A 15,132-nucleotide genomic window follows, 5' to 3' on the forward strand; every position below is an offset into this window, starting at 1 on the left:
CGTTTGCGCGCCAGGGTCGAGGCGGCCAACGCGGTCAGCCGGCGGGCGAGCCCGAAGGCGTTGTCGAGCCACCACTTGAACCGCAGGGCGAGCAGGTCGTCGCTGGCTTCGGCTGCATAGGCCACGTCGCGGGCGAGGTGCGCCAGGCAGGTCTGCTGGCGCTCGCCGTGTCCCTGCTGGGCCGAGTACCGGTCCGAGAGCCACACCAAAGGCCGGTGCCCGGCCATCACCTCGCCGACGACAGCAGCAGACCGGCTCGGGGCGGCGTGATGCACCACCGCCTCCTCGCAGCGGAACACCCAGTGCCAGCTGTTGGTGCCCTCGATCCGCACCCCGGTCTCGTCCGAGGCCACCACCGGCGCCTGCCGCAGACGCGCCAGCGCCGCGTCCCGGCCCCCGGCAAAGCAGCCTTGGGCGCGCCGCAGCACGTTCATCAGCCCGCCCTGGCTGAGCTTCAGCCCGAACAGGTCCGACAACGCCGCCTGCAACCGTTCGTAGGACAGCGCCTGGAAGGTCTTCAGGTAGGTCGCCACCGCGTGCAGCCGCGACCCGAAGGGTGTCGCGTCGGCTCCCGCCGGGCGTCGGGCGGCGACCCGGGTCCGGCAGGCCGGGCAGGTCACGCACAGGCGCCGGTGCTGCTCCACCACCGGGCGAACCAGCGGCAGGTCGATCCGCTCGTGCACGCTGACGACCTCGGCCGGAAGGTCGGCCGGCAGTGGTTCGCCGCACGACGAGCAGGCGCAGGGCCGATGCTCCACCACCTGATCCGGATCCGGGGTCAGCGCCCGCTTGTGGCCCTCATGCCCGGGCTTGGCCCCGCCGGGACGGGACTTCTCCCGCCTCTCCTTGCGATCCGTGGCCGGCGGCTTGGACGAGGTGCGCGAGGTCTTCTCCGGCCGGTGCAGCTTCAGCACCAGCTCGATCAGTTCCTCCTTGCTCAGGCGCTCCAAATCGCTGCGGCTCATCCCGACAGGGAATCAGCCAAACCATCAGACGGCAAGGGGGGGCGACATGACACCTAAGCCGCGACCGAGCCGCCCGTCACGGCACCCCCCTGGGTAATTACAACTTTTGATGATCTCAAAAAAAACGTGCAATAATTTGCATTTTCAAATCATAATACATCTTTTATTGCGAGCAATATTTTTTAGAATTGCAAATAATACGTCTATGACATTTGATTCATGACAGAATTTATCAAAGATCGAATTCGTACAAGATTGTCAGATGTTTGGTTGACATTTCAAGCGCCTTGATGAAACATCCCTGCGAGGATCCGGGACTTTTCCGAGTCGGCTTTCGATTGTCGCTATGCATCGAATCCGCTCGAACGCGCGAGGCAACTCCGATGCCGGCTCGCATTCAGGCGCTCTTCGTCACGCCGGCGATTGCGTTCGCCCGATTGGGCGGCAGCACCGTTCCGGTGGATTGCTACAAGTGGGTGGACGTCGAGGAGCCGCGCTACGACGGCGAGACGACGCTTGCGCCGGATTGGACTCTCGCCGTCGAGCCCGATGCCAGTATCCGGCCCTTCATGCCCGATGCTGTCGTGTTCCGCGACGGCGAGCGGATCCGGCCGGTTGCGCCCTTCTTCGAGGTCTGGGCACGCCTGGGCGAGGACGGATCCGATCCGGGCACCTGGAGTGAGGCCCCGCTCACGCCGGCCCTGATGCAGGCGGAGGGATTGGCGCCGACGGCCCTCACGCTTCAGGTCTCGGCGTTCAACCGCAAGGCGGCGCGACGTACCGGCAATCCCGCCCTCGCCTTCGGAACCTTCGCGCCGGTCATCGTGACGGCGGACGATCACACGAGGACCCCCATCGCGGCGACCAGTCCGCCCGGCACGCCGGTGCCGATGATCCCGCTGGATCGCAGCATCGCCATGGGCTCCGTGCAGTGGATGCGCAGCGTGCCGCAGCCGACCGACCGGGCGTGGTCGCAGGCGGTCGATATCGAGGTCATGCGCTTCCGATACTGGCCGGCGCCGGGCGCCTTCTACGGGCCGCCGCAGGCCGCCGCCGCCGCGCCTGCCCAGGGGCGTCCGGCGCCCGCGGTACGCCCTGAAAATGCGTTCCTCGACGCCAATGCAGGATGGTTCAACGTGGGGGCCGACCTCGGTCGTTCGTCGTCCCCGGGCGACACCTACGACGTCGTCGATCAGCGGACCCCGGAGGGCCGGGTCGGTCCCTCGCTCGGCGTGGTCGACGACACCTGCGAGGTGCATTTCTCCGTCGTTCTCACGACCAGCATCGAGCGGAGCCTCGACGCGCGCGCCGTGGCTTTCGTCGGCCCGCCCGACTTCGCACCGGACCGGCGGCCGTTCCTGTCCGTGGCCGACGAGATCAACGACCGCTGCGGCGACGCCACCACCCGCAACGCCGCGATGGACGAGGGCCAGCTCGACCGCTGGGTGGAGGACCTGTTCGAGCGCATCTACGAGACCGTCTCCCTGTTCAACGTCGACTACTATCGTTCGGGTCCCCGGGGCCGCGCCGCACCGCTGCCGGCAGCCAAGCTCCAGGCCGTGGACATCGACGCCGGGCAAACCCCGCTGCCGACCTCCGCCATGGGCGGCCGGGATACCCTCCGGGATCAGATCCGCAAGATCGCCGGTGCCACGGCCCCGAACCCGCTGCCCCTGAGCGAGCACGCGCGTGCGCGGCATCGCAACCTCTCCGACCTCCAGAACCTCGAGGATCTGGCGGCCCGTGCCCCCGGGCGGATCAGGGAGATCGTCCGGGAACCGTTCCAGGTGGAGCCCTTCGAGACTCCGAATGTGTCCTCGATGCGCATGCCTCCCTTCATGCGCCAGTCCAACGCGCTGCCGCTCACCGTCGCGGCCTGGCAGCACGACCTTCTGATGCGCTGGGTCGCCAAGACCGAGGCCAGGCGCGCCGGCCGGCCCGCGATGGCCGGCCTGGCGTTGGCACCGGGGGCGCCGCGCCCGCTCTCGGCATCCGCCGCGTCCCGGCGGCACGCGGTGCTGGCACGGCTCGACGCGGCGGGGCGCAGGCCATGATCCGGACCGTGGCGCGGGTCCCGCCGGATCCCGAGGCGCCGCTCTACAAGCGCTTCGCCTCCGCGCTCGGCGAGCACGTGCTCGTGGTGCCCTACAGCCGCGTCTTCGACCTGCCGCCGGACCTCGCGCGCGCCTGGGACGGCGACCCGGGGGAGGCACGGCGTCTGGCGCTCGCCCTGGCCGAACCGTCGTCCGGAGAGGGCGATCTCGACGCGGTCGCGCTGCCCTCCGCCCAAAGCCTGTCCCTCAACGTCTCCTCGTCCTGCAACCTCTCCTGCGGCTACTGCTATGCCGATCGCGGCCGCTTCGCCGGCGCCCAGGACCGCCGCATGACGCGCGAGACCGCGCTCGCCGCCATCGACCGGCTCCTCGCCGGCGCCGACCCGGGCGCGCCGGTGACCGTCGGCTTCCTCGGCGGGGAGCCGCTGACGAACCGCGCGCTCGTCCACGAGGTGGTCGGCTACGCGCGGGGAGCCGCCGCGCCGCGCGGCCTCGACCTGCGCTTCTCGATCACCACCAACGGCACCCTGCTGTCGCCCGCCGACATCGCCCTGATCCGCGCCGAGCGCTTCGCCGTCACCGTCAGCCTCGACGGCGATGCCGCGATCCAGGATCGCCAGCGGCCGGCCGCGCGCGGCACGGGCAGCTTCGCCGCACTCGCGCAAAGCCTCCGCCCGCTCCTGGCCGATCCGGGCCGGGCGCAGATCGCCGCCCGCATGACGGTGCGGGCCGATTGCCTCGACCTCGAGGCCCGGATCGCGGCGGTGCTGGCGCTCGGCTTCCCCGAGGTCGGCGTATCGCCGCTGCGGCGCGCGGCCGACGGCACCGCCCTGACCGACGCGCATTGGCCCGCCTATCTCGCCGCGCTGATCGCGGCGAGCCGGCGCGAGATCGCCCGGGCCTGCGCGGGCGGCACGATCCGCCTTACGAACCTCGCCGTCGCGCTCAAGCAGATCCATGCCGGCGCCAGCATGCCCTATTCCTGCGGCGCGGGCGGGGGCTATTTCTCGGTCTCGGCCGACGGGCGCTGGTATGCCTGCCACCGGGCGGTGGGCGAGGCCGGGTTCGAGCTCGGCGATTCGGGCGGCCTCGACGAACGCCGCCGCCTGGACTTCCTCGCCGGACGCCACGTCCACGCCCAGGCTCCCTGCCGCACCTGCTGGGCACGCTACCTCTGCTCGGGCGGCTGCCACCAGGAAGCGCCGACGCGCTCGACGGCGGCCTGCGACTTCGTCCGCGATTGGCTGAGCTTCTGCCTGTCGGCCTATTGCGAGATCGACGCCCAGCGGCCCGATCTTCTGCGACCCGGAACCCCTCACTGACGCCAGGAGACTGCCATGCCGACGGATGCCGCGCCGAAGATCCTGGCCCGCAACGTGGCGGCCGTCCGGCGTTTCGCCGACCCGGCGCGGGTGGCGGCTTCGGTCACCGGCAATCCCGCCTCGACGCGGCTGGAATCGGGGGTGGGCAATTGCTTTCCGGGCCTCGAATGCGACCTGCGCAACCTCGAACGCCGCTTCCTGCCGTTTCTGGAGGTCGATATCCTCGACAGCGGCATCCGGCTCGTCGGGGTCGACACGGACGGCATCGACGCGGCCCGCAACGACGGCACCCTTTCGAGCGAGGAGGCCAAGGCCTACGACGATCTGGCGGCCGCGCTCGCGGCGGGTCTCGCGATCGTCGTGACCGATCTTGCCGGAACCTTCGGGATCCTGGGTCCGCTGTCGTTCGATCCGCGCACGCTGCCCGTGAGCGGCGTCAGTACGGGCGAGGGCCGGCTGCCGTCCGACACCTGGACGGCCGTGCGGCTGCTGACCGAGGGGACCGACGTCGAGGTCCGCTTCGAAATCTCCGTGGTCGGGACGTCGGTGACGGTGAAGACCAGGCGCGCGCGCTATCTCGACGACAACGGCGCGCTCTCGGCCGCCTTCCTGCCGGGCGAGCTCACCCAGTCGCTGTGCAGCCCCTGGACCCATGATTTCCGCGATTGCGGCTGCTTCTACTGGGCCACCAACCATCCCGACATCGTCCAGCCGGTCTATCCGGCGGCCGGGCCGCCCGCCGATCCGCAACCCTGGCAGGCCGCGGTCCCCTGGCAACGGCTCGATCGGAGCAGGCTGCCCGATCCGCCCCTGCCGGCCACCGGCGACGCCCGCCCGAGCGAACTGCGCCATTACGAGATCAACCAGCGCTGGGAGGAGCTGCATTTCGTCGTCGGCCGGCGCGAGATCACCGCGCCCTTCGTCGCCGAGGCCGTCAGGGGCGAGCCGTTTTCGAGCCTCGCCGTCCTCCTGGCTCAGCTGCATTACGCCGTGGGCGTCGAGCTGGCCGTTGCCCAGGAATACCTGTCGGCGGCCTACTCGCTCAAGGCCGACGACGACCCCACCCTGGGCGGGACACCCGGCCTGCGCGACGACGTGCGCGCGACCCGTGCGGAACTGATGCGCATCGCCATCGGCGAGATGCGCCACACCCGCGCGGTCAACGACGTGATCCGGGGGCTGATGCCGGCGGGAACCTACGCACCGGCGTTGCGGGTCGCCCGCGCGGTGCCCCATGCCGGTCCCGGCTCGTACCGGCCGGTGCAGCCACGCGCGGCAACGCGCCAAGCGATCACCGACTTCATCGAGATCGAGGCGCCCTCGGCCGGCGTCGACGGTCTCTACGTCGACATCCTGGAGACCCTGGTCAATCCGCCGGCCGATCTGCGCCCGGTCGCGATCCCGGAATGGTCCGAGGCGATCGGTTCCGTGATCGCGGAGGGCGAGGACCACTACCAGACCTTCCTCGACATCCAGGAGTGGCTCGGCGCGCATCCCGAGGCGACCTACCTGCGCGCCGTGAATCCGCCGCGCCCGACCCCGGGGCAACCGGAGCACGATGCGCTGCAGGGCAGCTATGCCGGCGTGCTGGAACTCCTCCATGCCGGCTACGCCAAGGGGCGGTTCGGGGGGGCGGACGAGATCAACGCCGCGCGAATGGCGATGGTCGCGCGCGGCGGCCTCGACACGCTCGCCCATGCGGTCGCGCAGAAGGGCTTCCTCGTGGCCTTCGACGACATCGCCGACCCACGCTTCGCGCCGATCGATCCGCCGCCGGCCCCGCCCGTCGCCTGACGGCGCGCCGTGTCCGCTCGGCCGCCGCTCATCGTCCTCGGGGCGGGCCCGGTCGGGCTGGCCGCGGCTTTGGAGGCTCGGCGGCGCGGACGCGCCGTCGAGGTCTGGGCCGACCGGCTTCCCGCATGGGCCGATCCGCCGAGCATCGAATGCGTGCCCGCACAGGCCCTCGCGCTGCTGGTCGAGCTCGGCGTGCATCCGGGCATCCTGGGCGTCGATGCCCTGTTCGAAGGGCGGCGGGTGCAATGGGAGACGCCGCAGCCGACGCTCGTGAGCGGGCCGCGCGTCGCCCATCTCGGACGGCCCGGCCTCGACTGTGCGCTCCTCGGACTCGCCGAGAGGGCGGGCGTGCGATGGAAGGCCGGTACGCCGGTGACGCGGGACGCGCTTCGCGACCTCGATCCGCGGGTACCGATTCTCGACGCGACCGGCCGCGCGGCCGTCAGCGCGGCGCGGTGCGACCGGCCGAGGCCGCCGCTGGTGTCGCGCCTGTTCCATGTCGGCGGCCGCTTCCCCGAACCGTCCCGCGCCTTCGGGATCGCCGCCGGCCCGTCCGGCTACGCCTACCGCCTCGGGAACGCGCAGGGGCTCGTCCTCGGTGTCGTCGGGCGCGGCGAGTGGGTCCGGGCCGGAATCGATGCGGTCCTCGCAGGGTTGGCGGAGGTCGCACCCTGGATGGTCGCGGACGTTCCCGCAGGTGCGGTCGCCCCGGGCCGGTCCGGGGCCGCCTCGACCCAATGGGCCGTGCCCGGCGCGCGCGCCCTGCTTCTGGGCGACGCCGCCCTGGCGCGCGATGCTCTCGCCTCGCAGGGGCTGGCTGCCGGGCTGTGCGATGCGGTCCGCGCAGTGTCTCTCGTGTCCGGTGGGTCCGAGTCCGGTCCGCCGAAAGACCAGGCCACCCTGCCGACGGCCCACATCCGCCACGTGCTGCATGCCGTCGACTCGAGCCCCTTCCGGCAGTCGCCGGGATGGCGCGACTATCGCGCATTCCTTTACGCCGTTTCAGCCGCGCCCTCTTCACCTGTATCGCTGGATCAAGGAAATTCAAACACCTTGTAGGTCATACATTACCGATAGTCCGGATTTCGACGTTCGCCCTGTTACGCGGCAAGATGGAGGTGACGAGATCCGGGTTGCTGGCAACGACGTTCCGGGCGTCGCGGCAGGCCTCGACTTGGCCCCGCCGGGCGCGCCGAATCGGTCGCCCGACTGTCACGACGCGGCGGTGAGGCTTCGCCCGGTCCTCGCGCCGATCAGGCGGCCTCCCGCAGCCAGTGCTCCGCAATGGCGTCGCGGCGGGCGAACCACGTGCCTGCGCGAGCGGCCGCATGGGCGGTCGGGGCCGGCGAAGAACAGGTGGGCGCGGGCGCCCTGGAAGGCGACCTCGACGAGGGCGGCCTCGACCGTGTTCGGCCCGTCGCCACCGAGGCGGATCCGCTCGGGCCGCACGCCGAGGAGCACCGGGCTCCCCGGCAGGAAGCGTCTCGGCGCCCGCACCGTCCCGAGCGGGGTCTCGACCCGGAGCATCCCGCCGCCCTCCTCCCGCACGATGCCGGCAAGCCGGGTCGACAGGCCGACGAAGCCGAGCGCGAAGGCGGTGGCCGGCCGGCGGTAGAGCGTGACCGGATCGGCGAGCTGCTCGATCGCGCCGCGATTCATCACGGCGATCCGGTCGGACATGGTCAGCGCCTCGTCCTGGTCGTGGGTGACGAACAGGGCGGTGATGCCGAGCTCGCGCAGCAGGCGCTTCGGGTCGATCTGCATCGCCTCCCTGAGCTTGCGGTCGAGGGCCGAGAACGGCTCCTCGAGAAGCAGGAGCTTCGGCTGGACGGCCAGCGCCCTGGCCACCGCCACCCGCTGCTGCTGCCCGCCCGAAAGCGCCTGCGCGCGGCGGTCGGCGAAGGGCGCCATCTGGACGAGGTCGAGGAAGCGCGCGACGGTGCCGGCGATCCCGGCCCGGGGATGCCCCTTGGCCTTGAGCCCGAAGGGCGACGTTCTCGGCCACCGTGAGGTGCGGGAACAGGGCGTAGTTCTGGAAGACCACGCCGACGTCGCGCCGGTGCGGGGGGTTGCGGGTGATGTCGCGCCCGTCGAGCACGACCCGGCCGCGATCGGGGGCGACGAAGCCGGCGATGATGCGCAGCAGGGTCGTCTTTCCGCACCCGGAGGGGCCGAGCAGGGAGACGAACTCGCCGCGGGCGACCGCGAGGTCGACGCCGCCGAGCACCGTGCTCGCGCCGTAGCTTTTCCCGGCGCCGGAAATCGCCAGGAAGCCGGGATCCGACATGCTCGGATTCGCCATGGCGTGCCTCAGATCGCCATCTCGCGGTCCCAGCGCCTGATCCAGCCGTCGCGCTCGCGGGCGACATGGGCCCAGTCGATCTGGTGCACCACGAGATCCGCAGGCAGGCCCGCCGGGCGTGGCACCGCCCGGTTGGTCGGCAGCGAGAAGGTCGGGCCGACGAGGCGCTGCTGCAACTCGGCGCCGAGCAGCATGTCGACATAGGCGAAGGCGAGGTCCGCTTGAGGGCTGCCTTTCACCACGGCGACGCCCGACGGCATCGCGAACACGCCCTCCTTGGGCGCCGCGAGGTCGATCGGGGCGCCGGCGGCCTTGCGCTCCAGCGCGTAGGACGACATCGCGGACGAGATCATCCACGCCGCGCCCTGCTCCAGCAGGTTATAGGCCTGGGGCTGCTGGGTGTAGACCGTCAGCAGGTTCGGCTTGAGCGTCGCGAGCTTGCGGAAGCCCGGCTCGACGTCGCGTTGCGCCGCCTCGAGCGGATGGCCGGTGGCGAGGGCGGAAGCGACGAAGAGGTTGGGCAGCCCTTCCGTGTTCTGCAGCGAGGGCACGATCACCCGGCCCTTGTCCTTCGGATCGTAGGGGTCGGCCCAGGAGGTCGGGGCCCGGCGCATCGCTTCGGTGTTGTAGGCGATGCCGAGCCAGGGCTGGAGATAGTTCGCCCACATCCCCTCCATATGAACGGTCCCGGGGACGAGGGCGGCGAGGTTCGGCACCCGCGCCGGGGTCAGGGGATCGAGGAGGCCCTCCTTGACGGCCAGGATCATCACCGGGTCGTCCATACCCGCTGGCGCTGCCCGCCCGAGAGCTGGAACGGGTAGCGGTGCAGCATCTGCGCCGGGTCGGGCAGGCCGACCTCGGTGAGCAGTTCGAGGGAGCGGCTTCGGCGGGACGCGCGGGTGCCGACCTCGTGCGCCGTCATGACCTCGTCGATCTGCGTGCCGACGGTCATCAGCGGGTTGAGGGCGGAGAGCGGGTCCTGGAAGATCATCGACACCGCCCGCCCGCGAAACGAGAGCAGGGTCTCGGCCGGCATTCCGACGATCTCGGCGCCGCCGAGGCGGATCTCGCCCGCCCGGACCGTGATCGCTTTCGGCAGCAGCCCCATGATGGCGTTGGCGGTGATGGACTTGCCCGACCCCGACTCTCCGATGATGCAGAGGATCGTGCCTTTCGGGAGATCGAAGGAGAGGCCCGTGACCGCGTTGGCACGCTCCATCCCCACCGGCAGGCCGATCTCAAGACCGCGAACGGAGAGTGCCGTCTGCCCGTCGGTGTCGGCGGGGGGCTGTCTGAGGAATTGGCTGACATCGGTATCCCTCGGGCGTTTCTCGAAGCGCAGTGGCAGGATGTCTCGGAAAGACATGGTCCTTGGCGATCTCAACACGACATCTTGCGGCAATCCGGGAGCGACCGAGAGAAACTCCGAATATTCGAGCAATCTGACTGGACGTATTTCTGCGCACCCGCAATGCGCACCGATCCCCGCCATGTGTCGACGCCGAAAAAATTCTTCCTAATGGCCAATGGATGCAACATTTAATACTATCCCTCTCATGATCCATCCGTATTGTCATAATATAAACTATTTCATATGGTATTACACAATATATATTACACCAGAATCATAACTCAACCGGAAAGTTTGGGCAGATGATTGAGAAATTTGCTTAATTTTTTATCGCAACCGCACCGATCAAGCGCATCACTAAGAGCTGTACCACAATCAAGATTCCCGCCCCGGGCGCAAATTGCCGTTTTTATATTGGGAACACTGCGCGATCATTGCCGGGCGAATATGCCGTTTCCATCGGCCGAGACGGCAGGATGTTGCGAGAACGGCCGGCAAGGAAGCCGAACAGGGTCGCCGAAGCGCGGCATCCATGGAAAGGGACGCAGCCCGTTCCGGTCCCTCCCTCGCAGTCACCGCGCAGGGTCCTCCTCGGAGGTTGCCGGCCGTGATCCATGGCGCTTTGCGTCCGACGACGGATCGGACGGGTCATCGCTGCGCCCGGCCCCGACGCCCGCGCCGCCTCGGGCGGATCGTCCCCGGATGCGGGCGCGCTCGCGGATCGCCCGCGCCACCGCCGCATCGGACAGACTCCTCATGCGGCCGCCGTTTCGATCGCTTGAAGCTGCAGATCGAGTGTCGGGCCTGCGGCCGGGAATCGACCGTCGAGGGCGGAGGTCCCGATCGTGAAGGCGGCGGCACCGGCCTGCCGGATCAGCCTCACCTGTTCCGGGCTGTCGACCGAACCCGCCACGACGACCGGCTTCGGCACCGCCCGGCAGACCGCGGCGATGAGCGCCGGGACGTCGAGCGACGATCGGTAGGCCAGGAGGTCGAGACCGGCGACGCCCTCGCGCGATGCGAGCGCGACGGCACTCGCGACGATCTCGCCTTCCGTCCCTTCGAGCCGGCTCGGATGGCCGACGATCCGTCCCGGGAACGGGTAGTAGCGGATGCCGGTCCCGGCCAGGAGCGGCAGGACATCGTCGTCGCGGGTGCCGCCGAGCAGGTAGTCGACACCGAGCTCGACCGCAGCCTTCACCGAGCGGATCTCGCTGTCCCGGTCGAGGGAGACGACCTCCAGGTAGGTCGCCGCGCCGCCGCCCCGGATCCGGCGGGCGAGGTCGTCCAGGGCCTCGAAGGGCAGGCCGATATCCTTGAAGCCGATGTGCCGGATCCCGGCGGCGAGAGCCGTCGCGACGTGCACGGCGGCATCCGTCACCGTGCGGTCGTTCCGGGTCAGCATGAAGATGAAGTCGAACGAGGTCATGAGGTGCGGCTCTCCACTGGAATACGCCTCGACGGCATCGACGATGATCGCCGGGTGAGAGTGCGGCCTGATCAAAGGGAAACGGTGGCGTCTGCCGATCGCAGGCCCCCGCGCGGCCCGCCGGTGCGGCTGGCGATCAGCCGTTCGGCATAGTCGAAGGCGGTGCCGTGATCCGGAGATCGACATCCATCTGTCCACGGGAGGCGGGAGCCTGGATTTCGGGCGAGGGCGTGACGCCGGCGATACGACGCCTCGATTTCACGCTCGACCCGGCCTGGACCGTGCGCGAACTCATGCCCGAACGGGTCGGCCTCGTCATGGCTCCGAGCCTGCAGGGCCGCTTTGCGCTCGTGGACTACGTGGCGCCGGGATCGCGCACCCGTCCGAAGGCCTGGTCCGCCTGGCACGATGCGCATCCGGATGTCCCGCGCGCCCCGGAGCATGTAGATCCTCGACCACCATCTTCTGATGACGGAAGCCGCTCTCGGAGGCCTCGGCGTCGCGCTCGCCATCGTAGTGATCGTGAGCCATGACGTGGATCTCGGCAAGCTTGTGGCGCCCTATGGGTTCGCCCCGGACGGAGCCCGATACGGCGTGATCCACCCCAATTCCTATGTGCCGACCGGATCGGCAGCGACCCTTTGCACCTGGCTGGAGAATATCATTATTACCGATAATAATCATATAATAAAAATTACTTATAATTTTCTCTCAACAAGTTCGATTAAATCATAGTATCCACCCGTTAAACCAAGCACGGACATGATAGCGATTTCTTGCGCTGAATTCTAGATTCGCGCCCGATTATTACCGCACTTATTGACGCATCCCCCTCTTCGTTCCGGGCGCTGATGCGCGGCCCCGGAATGGACACGGTAGGCTTGAAATCTGCACGGACCAAACAAACAGGCTCTCAGGCGTTTGAGAGCCTGTTCGATTTGCGAGGCCGGCATCACGACGAATTTTCTTCCAATCCACGACCTCATCCTGAGGTGCGACCGAAGGGAGCCTCGAAGGAGGGCTCCAGATGTCGTCGTGATCTCTGGAGCCCTCCTTCGAGATCGGTCGATCTTGAATCGACTGACACCTCAGGATGAGGTTGTGAGTGGAACAGATTACCGCAATCGGTCGAACAGGCTCCGAGACTTCAGTCGAGGCCTACAAACCCCGATCGAGCTCGCTCAATCGGCGCTCCTGACGCGCAATCAGCACGTCGATCTCGGCGATGTCGGCCTGCGACAGCCCAGAGGCCGGCTTCCGGGCCGCCGCCGACGCGATGGCGCCCCGCCTGGCCAGGATGTGCTTCCTGATCGCCAGGCCGTGGCCCGGTTGCTGCTCGTACCGGGCGAGGGGCAGATACGCATCGAAGATGTCGCGGGCTTTGTCCGCATCGCCCGCCGCGAAAGCCTTGCAGACCTCGATCATCATCTCAGGATAACCGAAGCCGGTCATCGCACCGTCGGCGCCGCGCCCGAGCTCTTCCGTGAGGAAGAGGCCGCCATTCCCGGCGAGGATCGCGATGCGGCGGGATCCGGCGGCGCTCGCGTTGCGCAGGGCCGTGATCTTCGCCAGCCCCGGCCAATCCTCGTGCTTGAGCATTACGCAGGTGGGGTGAGTCTCGACGATCTTCAGGATGACGCCGGGCGAGATCTGCACCGTGGTCGAGAGAGGGAAGTCCTGCAGGACGAACGGCGTGTCGGGTCCGAGGGTCTCGGCGACCATGCCGTAATAGGAGACGATCTGATCGTCCGTCCGCACCGTCGAGGGGGGCGCCACCATCACGCCGGATGCGCCGTCGCCCATGACGCTCGCGCTCAGTTCCCCCATCGCGGCGAAACCCGGGGCGGAGACGCCGACGACGACCGGCACGCGGCCGTCGACGCGAGCCAGCACCCTGCGGACGAAGGTGCGCGATTCCTCCGCCGTCAGCTTCGGCGCCTCGCCCATCATCCCGAGGATGGTCAGCCCAGAGGCCCCCTTGTCGAGGTAGAAATCGACCATCCGGTCGGTGCTGGGCAGGTCGAGCGCGCCGTTCTCCGCGAACGGGGTCACCGCGATGACATAGACGCCCTTGGCGGCTTCGGTCAGACGCGACATCAGTTTGCTCCTCTTGCAAGATCAGTGGTCGTGCGGGTCCCCGGCAGCAACTTGCCGGGATTCAATCGTCCGCGCGGGTCGAGCAGGGCCTTGATCGACGCCATGAGGTCGAGTTCGATCGGGGACTTGCAGCGTTCCATCTCGGAGACGCGAAGCTGACCGATGCCGTGTTCCGCGCTGATCGAGCCGCGCTGGCGGCGCGTCTCGTCGTGGACCAGCCGGGTGAGGGCCGGCATCTCGGCGATCCACCGTCCCTCGTCGAGGGCCAGGGGGGGCAGCAGGTTGTAGTGGAGGTTGCCGTCGCCGAGATGCCCGAACACGATCGGGCGCACGCCGGGCAGCGCGGCCTTCACCCCGGCATCGGCCAGCGCCACGAACGTGCCCAGGGCCGCCGTCGGCACCGAGACGTCGTGTTTCGCCGCCACCCCCTCCCGGACGAGGGCCTCGGACACGCCTTCGCGGATCCGCCAGAAGGCCTTGGATTGCGTGCCGTCCTGCGCCAGCGCGCCGTCCAGCACGAGGCCCGACTCGATCGTGCTCGCCAGGACCTCCTCCAGGCGCCCGATTAGGGCCGCCTCGTCGTCGGTGTCGGACAATTCCATCAGGACGGCGGCGGGCGGCAGAGTGTCGAGCGGCAGGCGCGCGCCCGGCACGTGCTTGAGGATCAACGCGAGCGTGTCGCCGGTCATGAACTCGAATGCCGTGAGGCGGTCGCCGCCCCTGGCTCTCACGATGGAGAGAAGGGCGAGCGCCGCATCGACGTCCTGCACCGCCACGAAGGCGGTCGCGCGGGCGCGCGGCGCCGGAAACAGCTTCAGCACCGCGCCGGTGATGACGCCGAGGGTGCCTTCCGAGCCGATGAACAGGTCGCGCAGCGCGTAGCCGGTGTTGTCCTTGCGCAGGGCGGTCAATCCGTCCCACACCCGCCCGTCGGACAGGACGACCTCCAGCCCGAGCGTCAATTCTCGCATCGTCCCGTAGCGCAGGACGGCGACGCCGCCGGCATTGGCCGCCAGGTTTCCGCCGATCGTGCAGCTTCCCTCGGCGCCGAGGCTCAAGGGAAAGAAGCGGTCGGCCGCGCTCGCGGCGCCATGGACGTTCGCCAGGACGATCCCGGCATCGACCGTGATGGTGTTCCCGACCGGGTCGACCGCCCTTACCCGGTTCATCCGGGCCAGGGACAGCACCACGGCCTCCCCCGTCCGGTCCGGGGTCGCGCCGCCCGACAGGCTGGTATTGCCTCCTTGGGGAACGACCGGAACGTCCCGTTCGGCGCAAAGCGCCATGACGGCGGACACCTCGTCGACCGATCCCGGCCGCACGACGGCAAGCGCGCTCCCCCGGTACTTGCCGAGCCAGTCGGTGAGGAACGGTGCCTGCTCCTCCCCGAGTATGACATTGTGCTCGCCGACGATGGCAGCGAGCCGCGCGATCACGTCACTCACGGTATTGTCTCCTTGGACCATGTTATGATGCAAAATGTGCGAGAGAATTCATTGAATAATTATGGGCAATACGCTCGACAGATCTGCATCGATCGCGCAATTATTACCACGCAAAGATGATATGCGTGTTGTACTTTTTACCGCAAGACCGGAATCGGCCGCCGAAAGATCGTTTCAGGCCTCACGCTATGCAGGACAGTCCAGGGGAAGACATCGCACAGGCTTCCCCCCTCCCCCCTGCGCATGGCTGTCCGGGGAAAATCAATGGCGCGGGTCCCTCCTCTCCCCGCGGGCGGGGCTATCGCATTCACACATCTCGGTTCGAGAGCTTTCTCCGTTTAAAGGCAGCGCGCCTCCCCTCCCCCTTGCGGGG

11 protein-coding genes and 2 pseudogenes (1 of these 13 only partly in view) are annotated in these 15,132 nt (G+C 68.7%); 5 read left to right on the forward strand and 8 right to left on the reverse strand.

The window, feature by feature from the left end:
• Positions 1–965 carry the 5' portion of an IS66 family transposase gene (tnpC, locus tag AC3AOF_RS32825; RefSeq protein ID WP_236993540.1) on the reverse strand. Its footprint begins 319 nt before the window's first position, so the window shows 965 of its 1,284 coding nt (coding positions 1–965); it begins with the start codon at positions 963–965; its stop codon lies beyond the left edge, outside the window.
• A gap of 212 nt (positions 966–1,177) precedes the next feature.
• Here tnpC and AC3AOF_RS32830 point away from each other — a divergent pair, with 212 nt between their 5' ends.
• From AC3AOF_RS32830 to AC3AOF_RS32845, 4 genes are read left to right on the forward strand one after another with little or no spacing between them, the layout of a single operon-like run.
• On the forward strand, positions 1,178–3,019 hold the full coding sequence (locus AC3AOF_RS32830; protein WP_488349210.1) for a hypothetical protein: 1,842 nt from the start codon (positions 1,178–1,180) through the stop codon (positions 3,017–3,019).
• Positions 3,016–4,341 (forward strand): radical SAM protein, encoded by a 1,326-nt coding sequence (locus AC3AOF_RS32835; protein WP_488349211.1) that lies wholly within the window; start codon positions 3,016–3,018, stop codon positions 4,339–4,341. The genes AC3AOF_RS32830 and AC3AOF_RS32835 overlap by 4 nt, the downstream gene beginning before the upstream one ends.
• 15 nt (positions 4,342–4,356) lie before the next feature.
• Positions 4,357–6,135 (forward strand): ferritin-like domain-containing protein, encoded by a 1,779-nt coding sequence (locus AC3AOF_RS32840; protein ID WP_488349212.1) that lies wholly within the window; start codon positions 4,357–4,359, stop codon positions 6,133–6,135.
• A gap of 9 nt (positions 6,136–6,144) precedes the next feature.
• Positions 6,145–7,194, forward strand: coding sequence for an FAD-dependent monooxygenase family protein (locus AC3AOF_RS32845; protein WP_488349213.1), 1,050 nt, complete (start codon positions 6,145–6,147; stop codon positions 7,192–7,194).
• A 153-nt stretch (positions 7,195–7,347) separates the two neighbouring features.
• Here AC3AOF_RS32845 and AC3AOF_RS32850 read toward each other — a convergent pair whose 3' ends face one another.
• From AC3AOF_RS32850 to AC3AOF_RS32870, 5 genes and pseudogenes are all read right to left on the reverse strand, one after another.
• Positions 7,348–8,046, reverse strand: a complete 699-nt coding sequence (locus tag AC3AOF_RS32850) for an ABC transporter ATP-binding protein (protein ID WP_488349214.1) — start codon at positions 8,044–8,046, stop codon at positions 7,348–7,350.
• A gap of 103 nt (positions 8,047–8,149) precedes the next feature.
• Positions 8,150–8,437 (reverse strand): annotated as a pseudogene (locus tag AC3AOF_RS32855) (ATP-binding cassette domain-containing protein); the annotation flags it as partial.
• Between the two features lie 8 nt (positions 8,438–8,445).
• Positions 8,446–9,204 (reverse strand): extracellular solute-binding protein, encoded by a 759-nt coding sequence (locus AC3AOF_RS32860; protein WP_488349215.1) that lies wholly within the window; start codon positions 9,202–9,204, stop codon positions 8,446–8,448.
• Positions 9,205–9,218: 14 nt separating this feature from the next.
• Positions 9,219–9,656: pseudogene (locus tag AC3AOF_RS32865) on the reverse strand (ATP-binding cassette domain-containing protein); the annotation flags it as partial.
• A gap of 886 nt (positions 9,657–10,542) precedes the next feature.
• Positions 10,543–11,217 carry a 4-hydroxythreonine-4-phosphate dehydrogenase gene (locus AC3AOF_RS32870; RefSeq protein ID WP_488349216.1) on the reverse strand — a complete coding sequence of 225 codons (675 nt, stop codon included), beginning with the start codon at positions 11,215–11,217 and terminating at the stop codon, positions 10,543–10,545.
• Positions 11,218–11,685: 468 nt separating this feature from the next.
• Between AC3AOF_RS32870 and AC3AOF_RS32875 the strand changes: the two genes are divergently transcribed.
• Positions 11,686–11,952: a hypothetical protein gene (locus AC3AOF_RS32875; protein WP_488349217.1), complete on the forward strand. Its 267-nt coding sequence runs from the start codon at positions 11,686–11,688 to the stop codon at positions 11,950–11,952.
• A gap of 423 nt (positions 11,953–12,375) precedes the next feature.
• Here the strand turns inward: AC3AOF_RS32875 and AC3AOF_RS32880 are convergent, their stop codons facing one another.
• Positions 12,376–13,314 (reverse strand): dihydrodipicolinate synthase family protein, encoded by a 939-nt coding sequence (locus AC3AOF_RS32880; protein ID WP_236993203.1) that lies wholly within the window; start codon positions 13,312–13,314, stop codon positions 12,376–12,378.
• Positions 13,314–14,759 carry an FAD-binding oxidoreductase gene (locus AC3AOF_RS32885; protein WP_488349218.1) on the reverse strand — a complete coding sequence of 482 codons (1,446 nt, stop codon included), beginning with the start codon at positions 14,757–14,759 and terminating at the stop codon, positions 13,314–13,316. Before AC3AOF_RS32885 ends, AC3AOF_RS32880 begins: the two co-directional genes overlap by 1 nt.
• Between the last annotated feature and the right edge of the window lie 373 nt (positions 14,760–15,132).

Source organism: Methylobacterium sp. 142-1Y (assembly GCF_057747795.1).